The organism is Pseudomonas sp. A39 (assembly GCF_058145955.1).
In genome coordinates, this window is sequence record NZ_JBYVMD010000045.1 from 1 (window position 1) to 15,059 (window position 15,059).

Annotated in this window: 12 protein-coding genes and 2 tRNA genes; 9 read left to right on the forward strand and 5 right to left on the reverse strand. The window is 61.0% G+C overall.

Annotated features, from left to right (window positions below; genetic code table 11):
- Nucleotide 1 precedes the first annotated feature (1 nt).
- The 5 genes from AC3ZU9_RS25680 (at nucleotide 2) to AC3ZU9_RS25700 (ending at nucleotide 5,193) form a co-directional block, all read left to right on the forward strand.
- Nucleotides 2–77, forward strand: a tRNA-Val gene (locus AC3ZU9_RS25680).
- Nucleotides 78–96: 19 nt separating this feature from the next.
- A tRNA-Asp gene (locus AC3ZU9_RS25685) sits at nucleotides 97–173 on the forward strand.
- A 305-nt stretch (nucleotides 174–478) separates the two neighbouring features.
- Nucleotides 479–2,062: a BCCT family transporter gene (locus AC3ZU9_RS25690; RefSeq protein WP_043205103.1), complete on the forward strand. Its 1,584-nt coding sequence runs from the start codon at nucleotides 479–481 to the stop codon at nucleotides 2,060–2,062.
- Between the two features lie 87 nt (nucleotides 2,063–2,149).
- The gene (locus tag AC3ZU9_RS25695; protein WP_122810618.1) at nucleotides 2,150–4,159 is read left to right on the forward strand and encodes a CocE/NonD family hydrolase; all 2,010 of its coding nucleotides are present in this window, start codon (nucleotides 2,150–2,152) and stop codon (nucleotides 4,157–4,159) included.
- A gap of 83 nt (nucleotides 4,160–4,242) precedes the next feature.
- Entirely contained in the window at nucleotides 4,243–5,193 is a 951-nt protein-coding gene (locus AC3ZU9_RS25700; protein ID WP_122810617.1) for a LysR substrate-binding domain-containing protein, read from the forward strand.
- Here AC3ZU9_RS25700 and AC3ZU9_RS25705 read toward each other — a convergent pair.
- From AC3ZU9_RS25705 to AC3ZU9_RS25715, 3 genes are all read right to left on the reverse strand, one after another.
- A complete protein-coding gene (locus AC3ZU9_RS25705) occupies nucleotides 5,184–5,306 on the reverse strand; it encodes a hypothetical protein (RefSeq protein ID WP_012723271.1) in 123 nt (40 codons plus the stop codon). The two genes, AC3ZU9_RS25700 and AC3ZU9_RS25705, sit on opposite strands and share 10 nt — an antisense overlap.
- A gap of 109 nt (nucleotides 5,307–5,415) precedes the next feature.
- On the reverse strand, nucleotides 5,416–6,582 hold the full coding sequence (locus AC3ZU9_RS25710) for a catalase family protein (RefSeq protein ID WP_012723272.1): 1,167 nt from the start codon (nucleotides 6,580–6,582) through the stop codon (nucleotides 5,416–5,418).
- Nucleotides 6,579–8,387, reverse strand: coding sequence for a di-heme-cytochrome C peroxidase (locus AC3ZU9_RS25715; RefSeq protein ID WP_490091518.1), 1,809 nt, complete (start codon nucleotides 8,385–8,387; stop codon nucleotides 6,579–6,581). Before AC3ZU9_RS25715 ends, AC3ZU9_RS25710 begins: the two co-directional genes overlap by 4 nt.
- Nucleotides 8,388–8,645: 258 nt before the next feature.
- Between AC3ZU9_RS25715 and bamJ the strand changes: the two genes are divergently transcribed.
- The 4 genes from bamJ (at nucleotide 8,646) to AC3ZU9_RS25735 (ending at nucleotide 11,027) form a co-directional block, all read left to right on the forward strand.
- A complete protein-coding gene (bamJ, locus tag AC3ZU9_RS25720) occupies nucleotides 8,646–9,377 on the forward strand; it encodes a BamJ family beta-barrel-assembly machinery protein (protein WP_012723274.1) in 732 nt (243 codons plus the stop codon).
- Between the two features lie 387 nt (nucleotides 9,378–9,764).
- Nucleotides 9,765–10,223 carry a YkvA family protein gene (locus tag AC3ZU9_RS25725; protein WP_025859432.1) on the forward strand — a complete coding sequence of 153 codons (459 nt, stop codon included), beginning with the start codon at nucleotides 9,765–9,767 and terminating at the stop codon, nucleotides 10,221–10,223.
- 94 nt (nucleotides 10,224–10,317) lie between these two features.
- Nucleotides 10,318–10,659, forward strand: coding sequence for a helix-turn-helix domain-containing protein (locus AC3ZU9_RS25730; protein WP_012723276.1), 342 nt, complete (start codon nucleotides 10,318–10,320; stop codon nucleotides 10,657–10,659).
- Nucleotides 10,656–11,027 carry a hypothetical protein gene (locus AC3ZU9_RS25735; RefSeq protein WP_005786715.1) on the forward strand — a complete coding sequence of 124 codons (372 nt, stop codon included), beginning with the start codon at nucleotides 10,656–10,658 and terminating at the stop codon, nucleotides 11,025–11,027. Before AC3ZU9_RS25730 ends, AC3ZU9_RS25735 begins: the two co-directional genes overlap by 4 nt.
- On the opposite strand, the gene AC3ZU9_RS25740 is transcribed toward AC3ZU9_RS25735, so the two are convergent.
- Both AC3ZU9_RS25740 and AC3ZU9_RS25745 read right to left on the reverse strand, forming a co-directional pair.
- Nucleotides 11,024–12,793, reverse strand: coding sequence for a bifunctional diguanylate cyclase/phosphodiesterase (locus tag AC3ZU9_RS25740; RefSeq protein ID WP_012723277.1), 1,770 nt, complete (start codon nucleotides 12,791–12,793; stop codon nucleotides 11,024–11,026). The two genes, AC3ZU9_RS25735 and AC3ZU9_RS25740, sit on opposite strands and share 4 nt — an antisense overlap.
- 118 nt (nucleotides 12,794–12,911) lie before the next feature.
- On the reverse strand, nucleotides 12,912–14,993 hold the full coding sequence (locus AC3ZU9_RS25745) for a carboxy terminal-processing peptidase (RefSeq protein ID WP_490091519.1): 2,082 nt from the start codon (nucleotides 14,991–14,993) through the stop codon (nucleotides 12,912–12,914).
- Between the last annotated feature and the right edge of the window lie 66 nt (nucleotides 14,994–15,059).

The following is a 15,059-nucleotide window of genomic DNA, read 5'->3' on the forward strand; positions in this document are numbered from 1 at the left end:
AGGGTGATTAGCTCAGCTGGGAGAGCATCTGCCTTACAAGCAGAGGGTCGGCGGTTCGATCCCGTCATCACCCACCATTCGCTTCATGTGTTACGCGCAGCGGTAGTTCAGTCGGTTAGAATACCGGCCTGTCACGCCGGGGGTCGCGGGTTCGAGTCCCGTCCGCTGCGCCATATTCGGTTACCTGGAACGCTGAACGCCAGGTCACCACAAGAAGCCCGCTCATTGAGCGGGCTTTTTTTCGTCTGCGATTTATCCTCCTGGTGCCTTGCCATTGTGCACTGCCTATTCGCCCTGAACTGTGCGGGTGCGTCATGACGTGGGGGAATACCCCTATGCACATTGGTTGATTGCGCCCTTGGCCGGTTAAACGTTTATCTATAGCCACGCGAAAGACTTCCAGGCGACTCGCTGCAGCAGGATGCTGCGGTGCCCGCCCTCTAACACAAAAAATAGTCTGCAAGGGGAATGGCTCTACATGAAATATCCACTGCGTCCGTTGGTGTTCTGGCCAACTTTCCTGATCCTGCTGGCGGCGGTGATCGCCAGCTACGTCGACCTGAATGCATTCCTTGCGGTCAGCAAACAGCTCAACAACCTGATCCTGAAAAACTTCTCATGGCTGTTCAGCGCCGGCTCGTTTGCCATGGTGGTGCTGACCGCTATCGTCTACTTCTCCGCGCTGGGCAAAGTGCGTATCGGCGGTGAAGACGCCCAGCCTTTGCTGAGCAAATGGCGCTGGTTCATGGTGGCGCTCTGCACCACGCTGGCAGTGGGCGTGCTGTTCTGGACCACCGCCGAACCGCTCTACCACCTGTACGGCCCACCCACCAGCCTGCCGATCGAAGCGGGCAGCTCGGCGGCCAAGAGCTTTGCCATGTCGACGATGTTCCTGCACTGGACCATCACTCCGTACGCCATCTACCTGGTGCCGTCGCTGGTGTTTGCGCTGGTGTTCTATAACCGCCGCAGCAACTTCTCCATCGGCGCCATGCTCGAGCCGCTGCTGGGCGCAGCGCGAGTCAAGCGCTATGCCGGGCTGATCGACACCCTGGCGATGTTCGCGCTGGTGGCCGGCATGGCCTCGTCCCTGGGCACGGGCGCGCTGACCTTGGCCGGTGGCATGGCCCAATACATCGGCGGTGAAACCACCCCATTGCGCCTGGCCATCATCATCACGATCATCGTCATCACCTTTGTCGCCTCGGCCGCCAGCGGCTTGCAGCGCGGTATTGTGATGTTGTCGTCGTTCAACACCTGGATCATGCTCGCCTTGGGGCTGTTCGTGCTGCTGTGCGGGCCGACCCTTTACATGTTCAGCTTGGGCGTCGAGTCCCTCGGCGTGTACCTCGACACCTTCTTCAGCCGCAGCCTGTTCACCGGCGCCGCCAGTGGCGACACCTGGCCGCACAGCTGGACCGTGTTCTATTGGTCGGTGTGGTTTGCCTGGGCCCCGGTGAGTGCGCTGTTCCTCGGCAAGATCGGCCGCGGCTACACCGTGCGCGAATTCATCCACATCAACATGCTCTACCCGGCGTTGTTCACGGCGGTGTGGATCTGCATCTTCTCCGGCACCAGCCTCTACTTCGACGCGCTGGGTGATGGCAGCCTCAACCGTGTGTTGAACGAGCAGGGCGTGGAGCACGTGCTGTACCAGATGTTCCAGCAATTGCCGGCCAGCGGCTTGATGATCGCGTTCCTGCTGTTCGTGGCGTTTATCTCGTTCGTCACCGCGGCAGACTCCAGCACCGATGTGATCGCCAACCTGTGCAGCAAAGGCGTGACCGCCGATTCCGACCTGGACGGCAACCCGCTGCTGAAGATCATCTGGGGCCTGATCATCGGCTCGGTATCGTGGGTGATGGTCGCGTTTGTCGGTGTCGATGGCGTGAAGATGCTTTCCAACCTCGGTGGCTTGCCCGGGATGATCCTGGTGTTGCTGGCCAGTACCTCGCTGATCTTCTGGCTGAAGAACCCGGCGCTGCTCGATGTGAAAAACCTCAGGCCGACCACCGAGCCCGAGCTGCGTGGCGCCAGCCCCGTCGCGGCATTCGCCCGCTAAGCCCGACAACCTGTGTGTCTCCCCCGTACGCTCCCCTCCGGGCGCGGGGGAGCCGTTTGTTTGCAATAAACGCGTTTGGAGTTACCGATGGAAATCGTTACCGAGTTTGCCTACAAGATTCGTGAAATCGAGCACTGCCTGATCCCCTTGAAGGACGGCACGCAATTGGCCGCACGCATCTGGCTGCCGGAAGTCGCCGGCCCGCAAACGTTCCCGGCGATTCTGGAGTACCTGCCGTACCGCAAACGCGATGGCACCGCCGTGCGCGATGCGCTGACCCACCCGTGGATGGCGGGGCAGGGCTATGTGTGCGTGCGCGTCGATATGCGCGGCAATGGCGAGTCCCAAGGGCTGATGGCCGATGAGTACCTGCTGCAGGAGCAGGAGGACGCCCTCGAGGTGATCGATTGGCTGTGCCGCCAGCCTTGGTGCGACGGCAACGTCGGCATGATGGGTATCTCCTGGGGCGGTTTCAACGGCCTGCAAGTCGCGGCGCGCCAGCCCGAGGCGCTGAAGGCAATCATTACCCTCTGCTCCACCGATGACCGCTTCGCCGACGACATCCATTACAAGGGCGGCAACCTGTTGATGGAGAACTTCGGCTGGGCCGCCACCATGCTCAACTTCAGCGCGGCGGTGCCTGATCCTCTGTTGGTTGGCGACGACTGGAAAACCCTCTGGCACCAACGCCTGGAAGCCATGCCGCTGCTCGCCGAAACCTGGCTGCACCACCAGACCCGTGATGACTACTGGCGCCACGGCTCGGTGTGCGAGGACTACTCGCAGATCAAAGCCGCCGTCTACGCGGTGGGCGGTTGGGGGGATGCCTACCGCAATACCGTTTCGCGCCTGATGGAAAACCTGCCAGGGCCGAAGAAAGCCATGATCGGCCCATGGATTCACAAATACCCGCATTTCGCCGTGCCCAATCCGGCCATCGGCTTCCTGCAAGAAGCCAAACGCTGGTGGGATCACTGGTTAAAGGGCATCGATAACGGGGTGATGGATGACGCATCTTGCACCTTTTACCTACAGGATATTCTGCCGCCGAAGGGCAGTTATGCTGAGCGGCCGGGGATCTGGGTGCAGACGTCGGGCTGGCCGGATCCGCAGGTGCAATGGACCGATTTCAGCCTCGGCGAGCACGGCCTGACTGCCGGCGCGCAGCCCTTGGTCACGCCGCGCAGTATCTGCTCGCCGCTGACCTCCGGCCTGCATCAGGGCGAATACTGTGCCATCTGGTTTGGCCCCGATGGCCCGACGGACCAGCGCCGCGATGACGCCCACTCGCTGTGCTTCGATTCCCAACCGCTGACCGAGCCCCTGGCGCTGCTTGGCGATGCGCGCCTCACGCTGCGTCTGGCCAGCGACACCGCCTGCGGGCAATTGGTCGCGCGCCTGAATGCGGTGGCGCCGGACGGCCAGGTCACGCAGATCAGCTACGGTGTGCTTAATCTCACGCTTCGCGAGGACCTTTCCCAGGTAACACCGGTCGTGCCGGGTGAAGCGATGGACGTGCACCTGAACCTCGACCACATCGGCATGCGCCTGCCCGCCGGCTACCGTTTGCGCCTGGCGCTGAGCACCGCGAGTTTCCCGCTGCTGTGGCCGAGCCGCGAACTGACCACGCTGACCTTGCTGCCGACCCTGCACAGCCTGCAGTTGCCGGTGTTCACCGGCGACGCGGTGGAGTGCCCGTTCGAAGCGCCACAATCGTCGACCCCGGCGAACCTGGAGGTACTGCGCGCCGCCGCGCCGAAACGCACCTTGATCGAAGACGTCGGCAGTGGTGAAGTCTGCGTGAAGATCGAAGATGACCTGGGCGCCATGCGCTTTACCGACCATGGCCTATGGGTGGACCAACGTTGCACCGAGCAATATCACACCTTGCCCTGGGACCCGCTGTCGACCCGTGCCGATATTGAATGGCACTACCGTGTCGGCCGTGACCAGTGGACGGTGGAAGTGGAAAGCCACTTGAGCGTGCACGCCGATGCCGAGTGGTTCTACCTCGAAGCGGAACAGACAGCCTGGGAAAACGGCCAACTGGAACACCGCCGGCAATGGAGTAAACGTGTGGCCAGGGTCGCGCTCTGAGCGAGCAACTGGCAGGATGCCTGCCAACGTGATCTCTGCGGGCCTGGGCAAACCCAGGCCCGTAATTGCCAATGGAATTGCTCATGTCGCGCCGAAACGTCGATCTTCCCCCGCTCAACTGCCTGCAGACCTTCGAAGCGGCGGCCCGTCATTTGAGCTTCACCCAGGCCGCCCATGAACTGAACCTGACCCAGAGCGCGGTCAGCCGCCAGGTCAAGCGACTCGAGGAGGACCTGGCCCGGCCGCTGTTTTATCGGCTGGCCCAGGGCCTGAGCCTGACCCCTGCCGGGGTGCGTTACTTCCGCACCATCCAGCGCCTGTTGCGCGAACTGGACCGTGAGTCCGCCGAGCTGCGCCGTCGCGGCGCCGATCGTCAGTTGACCCTGGCCAGCACGCCTACCATCAGCTCTATCTGGCTTGCCGGTTTATTGCCAGACTTCCAGCGCGAACACCCGGACCTGGATATCCGCATCCTGTGCAGCGATAACCCCGGCCGCCTGGATGTGAGTGAATATGACCTGGGCTTGTTCTATCACCTGGACGAACTCCCGGCGCCCCACGGCCTGGAACTGTCACCGGTGTTCGACAGCGAACAGGTCATCACCGTGTGCAGCCCTGGCTACATCGAGCGCCACGGCCCGATTCGCGATGCGCACCATCTGCTGCATGCCCACACCTTGCTGATCGTGGAAGACCACTATCACGACTGGCTGACCTGGACCGACTGGTTCGCTGACATCGGCGCCGACTACTACACCCCGCGCCATGCCTTGCGTACCAACAGCTATCAACTGTTGATGCAATCGGCGGTAATGGGGCACGGCGTCGCGCTGGGCTGGAAGAGCTTGCTGGAAAGTGACCTTGATTCCGGGCGCCTGCAAATGGCGTTGCCCCACACCATGCATAGCCGCGGCCGCCTGCATTTTATGCAACCCCACCACCGCAACCCGCCGTTGGCGGTGCGCAGTTTTCGTCAATGGTTGCTGGCTCAGACCGCTGAGGCGGGGGGCGCGTTGACTGAGGGTCAAGGCTGAGCCGTTTTTTTCTTCTTGGTCTGGCGTGTCGCCAGGTGTTCAAAGCAAAAAGACGCGGTGCCGAACACCGCAATAAGGGTGAGTACGAGCATGCCGAGGGTTGAGTTTTCCACGGTGATTTCCTACGGGTGATGGGTAGGTATTCACGGTAGTGGCGGGGTGAAAACGGCTCAATAGACCCGACGCAATCCTTACGCCGTCGGGCCCATTGTTATGCACTTTTTACGGGGCGTTACGGCTGTGGCGGTAATCGCTGACCGCTTCATACACGGCTTTGCGCAAGCGGTTGATGCCGCCGATGGGGCGGTGGTCCGCAATGCCGAACCAAGGGTTGAACGACTGGTTGTCGCACGCCAGGTTCTGCTCGGGCGTGTCGAAATCCTGCGCCGGGATACGCACCTTGGCCACGGTTTCATACGGCGCATCGCTCTCCTTCCATTCGATGCTGGTGTCTTCGATCGGCATGAATTTCTGCGGGTTCTGCCGCTGGATCTGCAACACGAAACACGCAGGCTTGCGATCGGTGGACAACTGCTGGCTCAACGCGCTACGCAGGAAATTCGGCAGGTCCTGGTTCTGTTTGGGCAGTTGATATTCCGGGCAGCTCTGCGGGTCGGGTGCGACGCGGAACTTGGCGTTGGCGCTGCCGAACTTGTAGGGCGAGACTGAAAAGTAGGTGGTCTGCGTCGGGCTGGCCGGCGCTGGCGCCAGCGTGGCCAGGGCGATAAACAAATGACGCACCTGCCAACTGCGCGGGTCGACCTTGGGGAAAAACGCCAGGACTTTTTTGCCGTCCGCCTGTGCACCGATGTTCTGCGCGTATTCCGCCACATCGCTGACAAAGAAGTTCGGGTGGCTGAACATCACGAAGTCCTGTTCCGTGCGTGTCTGCTGGTCGGCCAGCAGTTGCTTGCCCGGCACGTCCAGCAGCTTGAGCGCCATGCCGCGCGCGTCACGGATGCTGTCGAACTGCGGGTAGGCGTTGCCGTTGGACAGGCGCATCAGCGCCTGCCAGGTCTTGCCCGGCTCGGCGAACACGCCTTGGCGCAGCGTCGGGTCCAGATCGGCCGGCACGCTGACTTCGGCCTTCACGCAGCCATGGGCCTTGGCGTGGGCATCACGCAGGTAGCGCGTGCCTTCGCGATGCTGGTCGACGATGCGCACGGCCGTTTGGATGATGCCTTGGGTCATCGCCGCTTCGCCGGGCGGGATCTGCTCGTTCGGCGACACCGGGCCGCTGTGCTGCCAGGCGTACCAGGCGCTGGCGCCCAGCCAACCGAGCAGGCCGAGGCCAACCAGCCACAGTAAAGTCTTGCCGAGAAACCTGCCGATGCGCAGCCAGAGGCGGGCGAGCAGGGAAGGTTGGTCGTATCGGGATCGAATCATCATGGCAGTTGTTGCTCCAACGGGCCGCCCAGCACTTTGAGGTATTCCAGCAGCGCCCAGCGTTCCTGCGGTAGCAGGCCACGGCCGATGACGCCATTGCCACGAGCGCCTGCACGGAATTCGTGGCCGCTGTTGTGGTTGCCGGTGATTTTGGTATCGAACAGAAAGGCGTTCTTGAATGCCGCGGTCTCGAAGCCGAGATGGCGCGGGTCGTAGTTGAAGGTGCCTTTATAGAAGGTGGCGCTGCGCTCGTCCTGAGGCGAGAGCAACTGGTAGATCGTCGGCACCGAGCCGTTATGCAGGAACGGCGGTGTCGCCCACACGCCGGCCAGTGGCCGCGCTTTGTAGGCGCGCAGCTCGCGCACGCCGATGGGCAGGCCGTAACCGTCCAGGCGCGGGCGCTCGGCCGGGGTCACGCCGGCGGCACGGTAGGCATGCGCTTCGACGAAGGCAGTGACGTAGGCGAGGCCCTTGGCCACGGACATCTTTTTCAGGTCCAGCGGCTCGGTCGGCGTGGGGTGCAGTTCGACGTTGAGTGTGGCCAGTTCCGTCGGGTCCCACTGCAGGGCGCTGAGGTCATAGCGCTGGTCGGCGATGTTGCTGGCGGTGCCGGGGTCGGTGCCGATGTAGTCCACCGGCAGCATTTTCAGCTGTTGCACCGGGCGGCCGTTTTCCTGGGTGACGCTGGGGACGTGGCAGCCGGCGCAGTTTTCGGCGAAGAGTGCACGGCCTTGGGCGGCGAGCGGCTTATCGATAGCGCCGAACAAGTCCTCGGGCCAGGTCGGCGGCTTGAGGCGCTGCAAGGTTTCTTCAATCAGGTTGAGGTCGCGCACGCGTACGCTCGACGGGTAGCGTGCATCGCCCTGGAGCGGCTGGCCGGCAGCGTCGAAAAAGGTCAGGGTCGCGCCCACGCCCAGGGCTTCACCGATATTGCGCGCCATGGGCTGCTGCGCCGAACCGTTCCATTGCACCCAGTCGAAGGTCCAGATATCCCACAATTGCGGGTAGTCCACCGGCGCATTGGCGACGCGATAATTGTCCGGGGAAATGGCATCGCCAAAGCTGGCGTTGGCGATACGGCCAAAGGCGTCCGTGCGGCCGGGGCCTTCTTCGGTGGGGTAGAGGCCGCGGTGGGTGTCGTTCCAGGCCACCTTGAGGAACTTGTTCAGTGACTGCTTGAAGTCCTGGCGCAGTTGCTTGTGCTCTGCGTCGTAGCGGTCGCCCAGCACCTGGCGGGCGAAGCGTTCGAACTTCCACGGGTTGTAATAGGTGGCGGCGAGGCTGGCGACCAGGGCCTGGCCGAAACTGCCGCCGCGCAGGGTGGGGACGCTGGAGGGCAGCACATGCTGGGCCGAGCCGCCGTCAATGCGCAGGGCCTGGCCTTTGAAATGCAATTCGCCGGTATGGCAGGCGGCGCAGGTGATATCCAGGTAGTCGACGTTGCTGTCGGCGTTTTTATGCCGGGCGAAACCCACGGGCAGGTTGCCGGGGTTTTGCGCGGTGGGCACCTGCTTGGGGTCGACCAGGAAACCGAAGCGCGCCAGATACTCCGGCGTGGCGAAGCGTTGTTCGGAAAACGGCAGTTCCAGGGCGGTGAACCAGTCGTAGTGCAGGCCTTTTACTTGAGTGCCCTGGGGCGTGAAGTAATAGGTCTGGCGGTCGGCGGCACTCCATTGGTCCTGGTAGTGCACCTGCTCCACAGGCACGTAGTCCGGTAGCTTGGGGTTGAGGGTGTAATAGAGCACCACGGCCAGAATCAGGCCGAGTGCGGCGAGTATCAGGAGTAAAACACGGGAAAAAATGCGCAAGATGGCTATCCTTGTCTCGGTCTTGTCGACGGGTCGCGTTGTTATGCCACTACGCCACAAGTGCGGCAAGTGGCCATGAGCCTGGTAGTCGGCGGTCCCACGATCCTTCGCGGGACCCCATCATGAATGAAAATGCTTTTAAACACGTGAACTTATCAGAAGTTTCCTGCTCAGATGCCGGTAGCCATTGGTCGTGGCCGCCTGATAAGCTCGCGACTTTATTCGATTGCCCTTTTGGCGCATGAACAAGGAAATAGCATGAAACAGCATCGGTTGGCGGCGGCGGTGGCCCTGGTTAGCCTGGTACTTGCGGGTTGTGATTCGCAGACCAGCGTAGAGCTGAAAACCCCGGCGCAGAAAGCTTCCTATGGCATCGGCCTGAACATGGGCAAGAGCCTTGCCCAAGAAGGCATGGATGACCTGGATTCCAAAGCAGTAGCCCAAGGCATCGAAGATGCCGTCGGCAAGAAAGAACAGAAGCTCAAAGATGACGAGCTGGTTGAAGCGTTTGCCGCTTTGCAAAAGCGTGCTGAAGAACGCATGACCAAGATGAGCGAAGAGTCGGCAGCCGCCGGCAAGAAATTCCTCGAAGACAACGCCAAGAAAGACGGCGTCGTCACCACTGCTTCCGGTCTGCAGTACAAGATCACCAAGAAAGCCGATGGCCCTCAGCCTAAGCCGACTGACGTGGTGACTGTGCACTACACCGGTAAGCTCACCAACGGCACTACTTTTGACAGCTCCGTAGATCGCGGTAGCCCGATTGACCTGCCGGTCAGCGGCGTGATCCCGGGTTGGGTCGAAGGCCTGCAACTGATGCACGTCGGCGAGAAGGTCGAGTTGTACATTCCTTCCGACCTGGCCTACGGCGCACAGAGCCCGAGCCCGGCGATTCCAGCCAACTCCGTGCTGGTATTCGACCTGGAACTGCTGGCCATCAAGGACCCAGCCAAGGCTGAAGCTCCTGCAGCACCAGCCGCCAAGAAGTAATCGGCGCCTGAACACACAACGCCCCGTCTCGACGGGGCGTTGTTGTTTGTGGGAGGGGGCTTGACCCCGATGGCGGTGGATCAGTCACCTTATGCAGTGGCTGATCCCTTGCTATCGGGAGCAAGCCCCCTCCCACATTGAAGCCTCTGCAGATCCGAACGAACGTCTGTAGCGGGCAACAGTCTGATATAAAACCTGAGCATGGCTATCCGCACATCAACGCCAAGTCAATGAAATCTTGGGTTTTTCTTCAGTGCGCAAAAAACGCCCGATCTGACTGAAAGCCATGTAATCCGTGGCTTTCAGCCCGGAAAATGGGCTCTGTTCACAAGGTTATCCACAATTTGTGTGGATAACCTTTCATGTCGCCTGGAACTGGAGTGACAAATGAAACCACCCTTCAATTTCACCCGTTTCCTGCCCATGGCCGCGCGTCTTCTGGGGCGCGGCCGTCTGCCGACGCTGTTGTTCGCGGTCGCCGCCAAAGGCTCGAGCCAGGGGAATCGCCTGGGCAAGCTCAAGGATGACCTCAAGTTGCTTCAGGCGTTGTGCCTGGCGTACTGGCGCGGCGAATACCGGGCGATCAGTCCCAAAGCGCTGATCTCGGTGGTGGCGGGGTTGATGTATTTCCTGAGCCCGATCGATGCGATCCCGGACTTTATCCCCATGTTCGGCATGCTCGACGACATCGCTGTGTTAGCGTGGGTCATGAAGACCCTGGAAGGCGAACTGAGCGCCTTTCGCGCCTGGCGTGACGCCCAGCGTCCGGAAAAGCTCGCCGTGGTTGAGCGCCTGCCTGCGACGCCTGCGCTGCTGTCCAAGGAAAACCCGCAAAAAAACCGATGACACGGGCTATCCCCCTGCGACCTTTGTGGCTGTTAGGATTACACTCCTAAGGAAAGAGCTTACTTAGTAAGTGTTGTTATCCTACGGGGCAGTCATGGATATTCAGATAATTTCACGGAATGGCGAACCCGAATACGCGGTGTTGCCATGGGATCAGTACCAGGCGCTGCTAAAAGCTGCCGGTCAGCAACAACCTACGCTACCTCCTTCTATATCGACTGCCCAAGCCGCCCCCGAACAGGATCTGCGCCCGCTCGCAGACCTGCGCGGCCTGCGCGAAGCCAAGGGCCTGGCTATCGAGACACTGGCCCGCACCGTGGGCATCAGCCCGTCATATCTTGGATTGATTGAAAGTGGTGAACGCCAGCCGGATGCCGCGATCCGCCGCAGCCTGGCCTGGGAATTGGGCGTTGCAGGTTGGAGGGATGAATCTTGAGCCTACGTATCAGCCGTCAACATTGGGATGGGTTACTCAACGAACTGGACCAGGCGCGTCGCCAGCGCCATCTGCTGACGTACCGCGCCTTGCTGGAACGCCTGCAATTTCCTACGCCGGCCATGCAAACCCTGGCCGCGGCCCTGGAACACCTGGCGGCGCTGGATGCCAAGGCCGAGCAGCCGTTGCGCAGCTCACTGGTGATCAGCCAGGGCGCCAGCCGCTTGCCGCGTACCGGTTTTTTTGAATGTGTGGAGCGGCTCGGCCGTTTCAGCGGACCCTCCGATGGCGTGGCCGCTGCCTCCTGGCATGCCTCGGAAGTGGTGCGGGTATTCGAATACGAATACCCGGAATCCGCCGAGGCCTAAAGCGCCTGGGGCAGGGCGTCCATGCTGTCGATCACATGGATACTGTAACCGGCCACGTCCTTGGCATGGTGCTTGGCTTGCGAGGCCAGTTCCGCCAACTGGCTGGCATCGAGTTGTCCACAGGCCTGTGGATATAAATGCACCACGCCGATGGACAGCGACAGCAGCGCAAACTCCTGGCGCACACCCTGGCGGTTCAACGCCACGAAACAGCCGGCGTCGAGGTGTTCGGCGCGGTAGAAGCGCCGGCATTGGGTGTGAAAGTCATCCAGCAATTGATTGAGCCGTTTGCGCCAATCCTGCGGACCCAGCACCAACAAAAAGTCATCGCCACCGATATGCCCGACAAAGTCACGGGTGGGATCGACGCGGTCATTCAGGCACTGCGCCAGGCACAGCAACACCTCATCCCCACGCCCGTAGCCGTAGATGTCATTGAACGGCTTGAAACTGTCGATATCCACGTAGCAGATCACCGACTCCCGTTGTTGTTGCAGCAGGCGTGTGAGGCACTGCTGGATCGGCACGTTGCCCGGCAGCAGGGTCAGCGGGTTAGCGTAGCGCGCCTGCTGGATCTTCAGCTCGGTGATCAGCTTGAGCACGTCGATCACCCGGCCCAGGCCCAGGTAGTCGCCATTGAGCGTGATGATGAAATCTTCTTCGATACGTTGCCGCGCGCGGCTGGTGAGCAGGCGGCTGACTTGTTGCAGCGACTGGCTCAACTCCACCGCCAGGAAGTCGGTGCTCATCAGGCGGCTGATGGGCTTGCGCGCAAACAGGTCGGTGGCGAACGGCTTGAGCAGCGCATCCGACAATAAGTGCCGATGGACGATACCGATCGGCTGCCCGCGTCCGTCCAGCACGGCCAGGGAGTTGAGGTTGGCCTGTCGACGAAACGCTTCGAGCACTTGGGCGGTGGCGGTGTCCTGGTCCACCGCGGGGTGCTCGCTGAGCAAGGCGCTGAGGTCGCTGCCTTCTTCCGTGAGGGTAATGTTGGCTGTGTCGGGCTTGGGCAGCATCTTGCGTGCTTCTTGTGGTGGGTGTTCCTGCGGGCGGCAGAGCAGGTAGCCCTGGACCAGGTCCACGCCCATCTCCGTCAGCACCGCCAACTCCTCCGGCAACTCGATGCCTTCGGCGATCACCTGGGCACGCGAAGCCTTGGCGATCTGCAGGATGGAGCCGACAAACTCGCGCTTGAGCGCATCCTGATGAATGCCGTCGATGAAGTGCCGGTCGATCTTTACGTAATCCGGGCGTAACTCCGACCACAGCCGCAGGCTGGAATAGCCGGCGCCCAGGTCATCGAGGGCGATGGCAAAGCCCATGTCGCGGTAGTGATGCAGGGCGGTTTGCAGCAGGTCGAAGTCGTCAGTGGGTGTCTGCTCGGTGAGTTCGATCACGACCTGGCTGGGTGGAATGCCATAGTCGCGCAGCAGTTGCAGCGTGCGTCCCGGCTGGTGCGCCGTTTCCATCAAGGATTCCGGCGAGATGTTCAGGAACAGCTTGCCCGGCAGCTTCTGTTCGCTGAAACGTCGGCAGGCGCTTTCGCGGCAAGCTATTTCCAGTTCGCTGAGACGTCCCGCATGGCTGGCCACCGAGAAGAGGGCGACGGGGGAGTGCAGGGGGCTGTTGGAGGGGCCGCGGCTCAGGGCTTCGTAGCCAAGGATTCGTCGTTCGGAGAGGCAGATGATCGGTTGGAACAGGCTGTGCAAACTGCCTTGAGCCAAGATAGAGCCCAGTGCATTCAGCTGTTCGGTCATGGTCATGGCGATCTCGATCGAAAAAAAAGGACCGCAGGCGAGAAGCCTGCGGTCCTTCATTTCACGACAGAATGATGTCTATATGATGACACTCCGAGGAGCGACCACATTAAATCGCCATCATTTACTGCTTGGCCACCTGCTTGGTGATTTTCAGGTAGTCCAGCAAAATCCGGCCAGTCTCGGCCAGGTAGGCGTCGTCTTCCGGCTTGGTTTTGTCGGCCTCGGTCGGCAGCGCATCTTCATCTTCTTTCTTCAGCTCCTTGAGTGGATCTTCACCCTTGGCCTTGCGGCGGATGTTTTCCAGTGCAAGTTGCTTGTTTTCGATGTCGCTGTGCTGCGCGCGGCGGTCGACTTCGTTGAGGCTGACGGTTTTTTCTTCCATCAGCTTCTTGGCCAGGGCCAGCTTGTCGCGGATAAACACGAACTCGGCGTCCTTGGCGGAGCGGGTGTCGTGATCAGCCTTCAACTGCGCCAGGAATGGCTTGAACGGATCCGACGCCGGCTTGATCGCAGGGCGGATGGTGTCCCACGGCATGGCTTCCGGCAGGGCGCTTTCGCCGATTTCCTTGGTGTCGATGATCGACGGGAAATCGATGTCCGGCAGTACGCCCTGGTGCTGGGTGCTCTGCCCGGAAACCCGGTAGAACTTGGCCAGCGTCAGCTTCAGCTCACCATGGTTCAGCGGCTGAATGGTCTGCACGGTGCCTTTACCGAAGGTCTGGCCGCCGATGATCAAAGCGCGGTGGTAGTCCTGCATGGCACCGGCGAAAATCTCCGAAGCCGAGGCCGAGAGGCGGTTGACCAGCAATGCCATCGGGCCTTTGTAGAAGGCGCCCGGGTTCTCGTCTTCCAGCACATCCACGCGGCCGTCAGCGTTGCGTACCAACACCGTCGGGCCTTTGTCGATAAACAGGCTGGTCAGCTCGGTGGCTTCCTGAAGGGAACCACCGCCGTTGTTACGCAGGTCGATGACCACGCCGTCGACTTTTTCCTTCTGCAGCTCGGTGAGGATTTTCTTAACGTCGCGGGTGGTGGACTTGTAGTCCGGATCACCGGCACGGAACGCCTTGAAGTCCAGGTAGAAGGCCGGAATCTCGATCACGCCCAGCTTGTAGTCCTTGCCATCCTGCTTGAGGTTGAGGACTTTCTTCTGCACGGCCTGGTCTTCGAGCTTCACCGCTTCACGGGTGATGGACACGATCTTGCTGGTCTGGTCGTTCGGTGCATTGGTGTGCGGAATCACTTCCAGGCGCACCACGCTGCCTTTCGGCCCACGGATCAGCTTGACCACTTCGTCCAGGCGCCAGCCGACGACATCAACCATCTCTTTGTCGGCTTGGGCCACACCGATGATCTTGTCGGCAGGCGCCACTTGCTTGGTCTTGTCCGCCGGCCCCGCCGGCACCAGGCGCACGATCTTGACCTGGTCATTGTCGCTTTGCAGGACGGCACCGATGCCTTCCAGCGACAGACTCATATTGATATCGAAATTTTCCGCGTTATCTGGCGACAGATAATTGGTGTGCGGATCGTAGGACATCGCGAAGGTGTTGATGTAAGCCTGGAAGATATCTTCGGCACGGGTCTGGTCCAGACGTGCCAGCTGATTCTTATAGCGCTTGGTCAACAGCTCCTGGATAGCCTTGGGGTCTTTGCCGGCGATCTTCAAACGCAGCACTTCGTCCTTGACGCGTTTGCGCCACAGGTCGTCGAGTGCGGCGGTGCTGGTCAGCCAAGGGGCGTCCTTGCGGTCCACCAGAAGGGATTCCTTCTGGGTGAAGTCGAGTTTGTCGACACCCTTGTTCAGCTCGGCCAAGGCGAAGTCCAGACGCGCTTTGACGCGGTCCAGGTAACGCTTGTAGATGGTGAAGCCGGGCTGCAGGTCGCCGCTCTTGAGGAAGTCGTCGAACTGGGTTTTCCACTTGTCGAACTCAGCGATATCGCTGGCCAGGAAGTAGCTGCGCGACGGATCCAGCAGCTTGAGGTAGCTGTCATAGATGATCACCGAGCGAGCGTCGTCCAGCGGCGGCTTGCTGTAGTGATGACGCTTGAGCAGTTCGACGACGTTAAGGCTGGCAATCACCTCATCGCGATCCGGCTGAAGGTTGTCCCAGCTGTTGGCTGCGAACGTATTGGTCGGCATCGACGCGAAGCCGAGACCAATGAAAAGAGCGAGGGCGGTGCTGGGGAACAAATGCTTCATGCTGATTCGACGCGGGGGCAATTGATAACGCATATTAGGCCGTCTTTGAGGGAGCCGGTTCCATAT